1 protein-coding gene is annotated in these 331 nt (G+C 63.1%); it reads right to left on the bottom strand.

Going from position 1 to position 331, the window contains the following annotated elements; all coding sequences use genetic code 11:
- Window positions 1-331: AMP-binding protein (locus AC1DNW_RS35510; protein ID WP_477855841.1), on the bottom strand; the 331-nt coding region annotated here is incomplete at both ends.

The raw sequence follows: 331 nt of genomic DNA on the forward strand, positions 1-331 counted from the left end.
TGACGCCGTCATGCCCCTGCAGCACGCTCTCGATCTCGCCGAGTTCGATACGGAACCCGCGCAGCTTGACCTGCGTATCGATGCGTCCGAGATACTCGATCGTGCCGTCCGCCAGATAGCGCGCAAGATCGCCTGTCCGGTAAAGCCGCGCGTCGGCACGGGCGCTGAACGGATCGGCCACGAACTTCTCGGCCGTCAGTTCCGGCTTGTTCAGATAACCGCGCGCAACCCCTGTACCGCCAATGTAGAGCTCGCCGGCAACCCCAACCGGAACAGGACGCCGGTGACCGTCGAGTATGTAGATCTGCGTGTTCGAGATCGGACGGCCGAT

The organism is Rhizobium sp. 05L429 (assembly GCF_056397645.1).